5 protein-coding genes are annotated in these 7,123 nt (G+C 40.2%); all 5 read left to right on the top strand.

Annotated elements, in window-relative coordinates:
* The first annotated feature begins 100 nt into the window (after positions 1-100).
* A complete protein-coding gene (locus BM329_RS04480; RefSeq protein ID WP_092549522.1) occupies positions 101-889 on the top strand; it encodes an ABC transporter ATP-binding protein in 789 nt (262 codons plus the stop codon).
* Positions 890-1,021: 132 nt separating this feature from the next.
* On the top strand, positions 1,022-2,998 hold the full coding sequence (locus tag BM329_RS04475) for a ligand-gated channel protein (RefSeq protein WP_092549519.1): 1,977 nt from the start codon (positions 1,022-1,024) through the stop codon (positions 2,996-2,998).
* A 466-nt stretch (positions 2,999-3,464) separates the two neighbouring features.
* A complete protein-coding gene (locus tag BM329_RS04470) occupies positions 3,465-3,677 on the top strand; it encodes a hypothetical protein (RefSeq protein ID WP_092549516.1) in 213 nt (70 codons plus the stop codon).
* Positions 3,667-5,049 (top strand): APC family permease, encoded by a 1,383-nt coding sequence (locus BM329_RS04465; protein WP_092549513.1) that lies wholly within the window; start codon positions 3,667-3,669, stop codon positions 5,047-5,049. Before BM329_RS04470 ends, BM329_RS04465 begins: the two co-directional genes overlap by 11 nt.
* Before the next feature lie 257 nt (positions 5,050-5,306).
* Positions 5,307-7,043, top strand: a complete 1,737-nt coding sequence (gene dld, locus BM329_RS04460; RefSeq protein ID WP_092549510.1) for a D-lactate dehydrogenase — start codon at positions 5,307-5,309, stop codon at positions 7,041-7,043.
* Positions 7,044-7,123: the final 80 nt, after the last annotated feature.

The raw sequence follows: 7,123 nt of genomic DNA, 5'->3' as shown, positions 1-7,123 counted from the left end.
CGCAGCATCGGCTGCAGTAAGGCCGGATATAGAGCTGCAACCTACCGTCAATGTCTGAACAACGAAAGCCTTGCAAACGGGATGCGTTCATATAGAACATATGAGTCAGGGATTAAAAATAAATCGTTTAACGACGGGGTATCCGAAGTGTCCTGTGATTCAAAATTTGGATGTCAATTCATTGCCGCGTGGTCAAATCACCGTATTGCTGGGGCCGAATGGTTGCGGAAAATCCACACTTCTGCGTTCGCTGGCGGGTTTGAATAAAGCCAGTGGCGAGTTGCTGCTGGATGGGCAAGATTTAATGCAAATGAATTTTGTCCAGCGCGCTCAGAACGTGGTTTATTTGCCTCAGTCATTACCGGCAGGTGTTCATCTTCATGTACTGGAGTCTGTGATTGTTGCTCAGCGAGCATCAGGCGACGTGAATAGTAGCCAGTGTGAGCAAGAAGTCATGGATCTGTTGCGCCAGCTCGGTATTGATCATTTGGCTCTCAGCTATCTGGATCAATTATCGGGTGGACAGAAACAGTTGGTCGGATTGGCTCAATCATTAATCAGGCGTCCAACTTTATTATTATTAGATGAGCCATTAAGTGCACTGGATTTAAATTACCAGTATCACGTGATGGATTTGGTTGCACGTGAAACGCGCCGTCGTAATCTTATTACGATTGTTGTTGTTCACGATATTAATATTGCATTGCGTCATGGCAACCATGTATTAATGCTCAAAAAAGGTGAGTTAATCTCCGAAGGTACACCAGAACAGGTGATTACGTCGGACAGTTTGGCTAAAGTTTATGGTATTAAAGGCCGAATTGAGCGTTGTTCTCAGGGTATACCGCAATTATTGATCGATGGTTTAGTGACGGAATTAGCGAGTTAGAATAATAAAATTAAAGTGTAATTTAATAAAAATAATACTGGCAGGGATAAATCATTATCCCTGCATTATGAGCATATGTCGATTATCCACCTTAGTTTAAATATTTTTATTCTATTTTTTGGAGAATCGGGAATGGTCGTTTTTGCAAAGAAAAAAATCGTATTAGGAATTATTGCTGCTGTTTCATCTGGTACTATTTTGAGTGCTCATGCTGCTAATAATGGAGAAGATAAAATTGTTGTGACTACCGCAGCAGGTTTCCAGCAAAAGATTGAGGATGCGCCCGCGTCTATTTCCGTTATTAGCCGTGAACAGTTAGAGACTAAAGCCTACCGTGATGTTACTGACGCTTTAAAAGATGTGCCGGGTGTGGTTGTTACTGGTGGTGGTAGTAGCAGCGATATCAGTATTCGTGGTATGTCATCACAATATACTATGATCTTAGTTGATGGTAAGCGGGTGGATACCCGCAGTACTCGTCCAAATAGTGATGGTTCAGGGATTGAACAGGGCTGGTTACCTCCATTGGCATCAATTGAACGTGTGGAAGTGGTGCGTGGGCCAATGTCCTCCCTTTATGGCTCTGACGCTATGGGGGGAGTAATCAATATTATTACCCGCAAGGTAAAGAAAGAATGGCATGTAAACTTGCGTGGTGATACTACGCTGACCGAGAATAAAAATTCTGGTAATAGTTATCAGACCAGCGCTTATGCAGCAGGGCCATTAATTGAAGGGTTATTGGGTCTGAAAGTGAGTGGTTTGTTTTCTCATCGTAATGAAGATAAGTTTATTGGTGGATTTAGAAAGCAAGAAATACGTAATGGCGCAGCAACTTTCTCTCTGACACCAAATGAGCAAAATAGTTTTGATTTTGAAATTGGGCGTTATGAGCAGGATCGTGATTCACATCCGGGTAAAAGCCGCTCTAGCTCTAGTTCTGATAATATAAGTCGTTATAAGCGTAATAACTATTCGATTACCCATAATGGTGTTTATGATTTTGGTACGATGACTTCTTATATTCAGCGAGATGAGTCTAATAACCCTGAACGTAAAATGAAATTTGAAGATACGCTTTTTAATAACCAAACGACATTTAATTTAGGTGATCATATATTGAGTGTAGGGGGGCAATATCGTTATGAGAACCTACGGGATCATGAAAATAAGATGATGTCCGAAAGAGGTGTGAATAAACTTACCCGTTGGAGTTGGGCGGTGTTTGCGGAAAATGAATGGCAAATGACAAATGACTTCGCTTTAACAGGTGGTATCCGCTTAGATAAAGATGAGATGTTTGGTGCTCATTGGACTCCTCGTCTGTATGGAGTATGGCATGCTGATGAGCAATGGACAATTAAAGGTGGTGTTTCTACAGCATATCGTTCACCTAACTTGCGACAGGTGGCACCTAATTGGTGGCAGGGCACTGGTGGAGATGGCTCAGCAGTCATCTTAAGTAATCCAAATTTGAAGCCAGAGAAAAGTGTTAGTGAAGAGATCAGTGTTATTTGGAATAACCAAGAAAACCTTAATATTGGTTTAACAGTCTTTAATACTGACTTTAAGAATAAAATTACTGAATTCCAAACATGTAATAGCAAAACTGGGAAACCACAAAAATGTATGCCACTTGCTGGAAAAGACTATGTTTTTATCAGCAAGCGAATGAACGTGGGTAAAGCCAATATTCGTGGTATTGAAACTACTATGAATTGGGATATTGTAGAAAACTTGTCATTGGCAGCAAACTATACTTATACCGATTCTGAACAAAAAAGTGGTAAATTTAAAGGCCAACCATTGAATAAAATGCCAACACATATGGTAAATGCGACTTTAAACTGGCAGGCGTTATCTGAGTTGGATACATGGACTCGTATCAACTTCCGTGGTAAAACAAAAAATTATCAGTATCGCACCAGTATGAGAGACGGAACACCTTCTTATACTTTTGTCGATCTAGGAATGAGTTATAATTTGACTAAAGATTTACGTCTGTTAGGTGGTATTTATAACATTTTTGACAAACGAGTAACTGAGGAGTCTCATGACGCAGTTCTCGATGGTCGCCGTTACAATATCGGCCTTAATTATGATTTTTAATTAATATTTTGCTTTCTTATTGATATTAGCGATTATATTTAACATTTAAACATAATGTAAAACCATCTCTCTACCCATTTTATAAACGAAGAGATGGTTTTTTTGATACCAAAGTGCTCATAATTAAATGGCAAATAGTCTCCCTCTCTGCTAAAAATTTATACAGGCCAATCAATGGATATGAGGGCGTCAAGTTTCAGTACTGACTCAGTAAAAAAGCCTATTTTATAAGGTCTTATAGTGCCGTAAAAAATAATAAATTTTTTGATGTTATAGCACTTGCTATTTCAAAACTTGAAAGGCAAAATGCGTGCACTAAAAATAACTGGTGTGTAAATATGCACCAGTTATTTTTTTGCTTTGAGTTATTTTTTTACAACACCAAGAGGCCGGATTTTGTTCCGGATCGATACTGACCATAAGCAACCATAATTGAGACAGGGTTGCTGTACTGAGGAATGCAAATATGGGGCAATTATTCTCTTTTGCACTTGTGCCAATTGGTGCTCGTTGCTTCAACGATGACTATGGGGCACAGCCCTCTGCCAATATACGCTCTTTCAATTCTTCTTTCTTTTCTGTCTATAGACAGATGCGAAGTTTGCCCAGTAACTATCGATTAAGTAGTTGTATCAGTACTCAGATCGAAGTTATGGGAGATTTTGCTCATGTCGCATAATACTACTACAACTACACTTGGTATTAATCAAGCCACTGCTGACAAACGTGTTCAACTGAGAAGAACATTGACTCTATTTCAAGTAGTTATGATGGGGCTTGCCTACATGCAGCCAATGACTATTTTTGATACGTTTGGTATTGTCTCTGGTTTGACCAGTGGGCATGTCGCGACCTCTTATGCTATTGCTTTGACCGCAATTTTATTTACGGCTTTGAGCTACGGAAAACTGATAAAACGATTTCCATCGGCGGGTTCTGCTTACACGTATGTACAAAAATCAATGAATCCCCATCTTGGATTTATGGTCGGCTGGTCGTCTCTACTGGACTATATGTTGATGCCGATGATCAATGTTTTATTGGCAAAGATTTATCTACAGGCTCTGTTCCCTGGTATTGATCCCTGGATCTTTGTGGTCATGTTGGCTGTAATTACGACAGTCATCAATTTGTGTGGCATCAATGTTGTTGCAAATATCAATAGTATCGTTGTGATTGTTCAGATTGCTGTGATGTTAATACTCGTTGGGCTGATGATCCGTGGTGTCTATAATGGAGAAGGTGCAGGAGCATTACTGAGTATTCAGCCATTTACATCAGAAGAAGCGCAATTAATTCCTATGATTACTGGCGCTACGATACTTTGCTTCTCATTTCTTGGGTTTGATGGTATTAGCTCTCTGGCTGAAGAAACACCAAATGCAGGTAAGGTTGTCCCTAAAGCGATTTTTCTGACTGCATTAATTGGTGGTGTTATCTTCATTGCAGTATCTTATTTTTTACAACTCTATTTCCCAGATATTTCTCGGTTTAAAAACCCGGATGCTTCTCAGCCAGAAATCATGTTGTATGTTGCTGGCGCATTATTTCAGTACGTTATTCTCATATTTTCTAGTGTCACGGTAATGGCTTCCGGTATGGCAGCACATGCAGGAGTATCCCGTCTGCTTTATGTGATGGGGCGCGATGGCGTACTACCTGAGAAAGTATTTGCTTATGTCCACCCAAAATGGCGTACTCCGGCAATCAACGTCATATTGGTTGGGATTATTGTTCTTTTGGCGGGTTGGTTGAATTTAGTGACAGCAACCGCATTGATTAATTTCGGCGCGTTGGTTGCATTTACTTTCGTGAACTTATCGGTAATTTCACAATTCTATATTCGTGAACGTCGTAACAGTACACTGAAAGACACTTTGAATTTCTTGCTCCTGCCCCTTCTTGGTGCGGCGACAGTGGGTGTCTTGTGGATTAATTTGGAAGCAGAATCTATGGAATTAGGCTTGATTTGGGGTGGAATTGGTCTTCTTTACATGTTCTTCTTGACTCGTAGCTTCCGGCAACCAATGCCCCAGTTCAGTGAGTCATAATAAAAGATAAATTTCAAGTTATGGCTAATAAAGCCACCATGTGAAAATAAAAAATGCACTGATACTTTTTTCGAAACAGCACCTTCGGGTGCTGTGTTTATGGTGTACCCCTTCAATGGAGGTTTTACTTGAAGTGAAAAAAGTGTAGAAATTATACAAAAATCATTAAAAAGCATCATATAATAAACAGTCATTTTGCTATACCTGATTTCATTAAGAGCACGTTTGTTTGGCTCTCATAAGGTAAGAAAACTATTATGAATGATGCTAAAAACCCTCAAAATCAGCAATTCATTGCTATTCTCACGAATATCGTTGGGTCTTCTCATATTCTCACCGAACCCAGAAAAACAAAACGTTATCGTAAAGGTTTCCGTTCTGGGCAAGGTAATGCTCTTGCAGTCATATTTCCCGGATCATTATTAGAACAGTGGAAAGTGTTCAAGGCCTGTGTTGATGCCGGCAAAATTATTTTGATGCAGGCCGCAAATACTGGACTAACAGAAGGTTCTACCCCGAATGGAAATGATTATGACCGTGATATTGTCATTATCAGCACCTTACGAATGGATAAAATTCAATTTCTTCAATCAACCAATCAGGTTATTGCATTTCCCGGCAGTACATTGTGGAAATTGGAAAAAACCTTGAAGCCATTGGGACGTGAACCTCATTCAGTCATTGGTTCATCCTGTATTGGTGCATCTATTATTGGCGGGATCTGCAATAATTCAGGGGGTTCTTTAGTTCAGCGGGGGCCGGCTTATAGCGAAATGGCACTATATGGCCGAGTTAATGAAAAAGGTGAAGCTGAACTTATTAACCATCTGGGGATCTCGTTGGGTGAAACCCCCGAAGATATTCTGGTCTGTTTGGAAGAACGGCGTTATCGTGCTGAAGATATTCAACATGGAGAGAGAGTTGCTTCTGATCATGAGTATTCACAGCGCATCCGGGATGTTGATGCAGCTACACCATCACGGTTTAATGCTGATGAACGCAGGTTGTTTGAAGCCTCTGGCTGTGCAGGAAAATTGGTCGTTTTTGCAGTCCGCCTTGATACTTTTCCGGCAGAACTTTCTTCGCAGGTTTTTTATATTGGCACTAACCAACCTCACGTACTGACAAATTTACGTCGCCACATTCTGTCTACTTTCCAGCAATTGCCTGTTGCAGGTGAATATATGCATCGGGATATTTTTGATATCGCTGAAATATATGGAAAAGATACTTTTGTTATGATTGATAAACTGGGCACGGATAAAATGCCGATGTTTTTCAATCTGAAAGGGCGGATGGATGCCATTTTTAGCAAAGTGCCATTTTTACCATCGCACTTGACAGACTATGTTATGCAAGGTTTAAGTCGTTTATTACCCTCCCATTTACCTCCTCGTATGAAAGAGTATCGAAATCGCTTCGAACATCACTTAATGTTGAAAATGTCCGGTGAAGGCATAAAAGAGGCAAGTGAGTGGTTGGCTAGTTATTTTAAACAAGCAGATGGAGAATACTTTGTTTGTACGCCAGAAGAGGGGGCAAAGGCATTCTTGCACCGTTTTGCAGCAGCAGGGGCAGCGATCCGTTATCAGGCGGTTCATAGTAATGAAGTAGAAGATATTCTGGCACTGGATATTGCTTTACGACGCAATGACCGTGAATGGTTTGAATCCTTACCTACGGAAATTAATGAAGCACTGGTACACCGTTTATATTACGGGCATTTTATGTGTCATGTATTCCATCAGGACTATATCGTCAAAAAAGGCACAGACATTCATTTACTAAAAGCAAAAATGCTGGAAATTTTGAACCAGCGAGGGGCGGAATATCCGGCAGAACATAACGTTGGTCATTTATATCAAGCTAAACCACAGCTTAAGCAATTTTACCAAATGACAGATCCTACTAATACCTTAAATCCGGGAATAGGTAAAACTTCCAAATTGAAAAACTGGGGCAGGAAATGTGGTTGTCAAGATACAGGCCATTAGTATGATGAGTCTGTTTTCATGGCAAGATAAAAAAGGAAAAGACAAAACATAGGTGCTTGTCCTTTCTTTTTTAACATGAC

The organism is Xenorhabdus koppenhoeferi, from assembly GCF_900116635.1.
In the GTDB taxonomy this organism is placed as follows: domain Bacteria; phylum Pseudomonadota; class Gammaproteobacteria; order Enterobacterales; family Enterobacteriaceae; genus Xenorhabdus; species Xenorhabdus koppenhoeferi.
The sequence above is the reverse complement of the archived record's forward strand: the minus strand, read 5'-3'. Positions and strand labels throughout refer to the sequence as shown.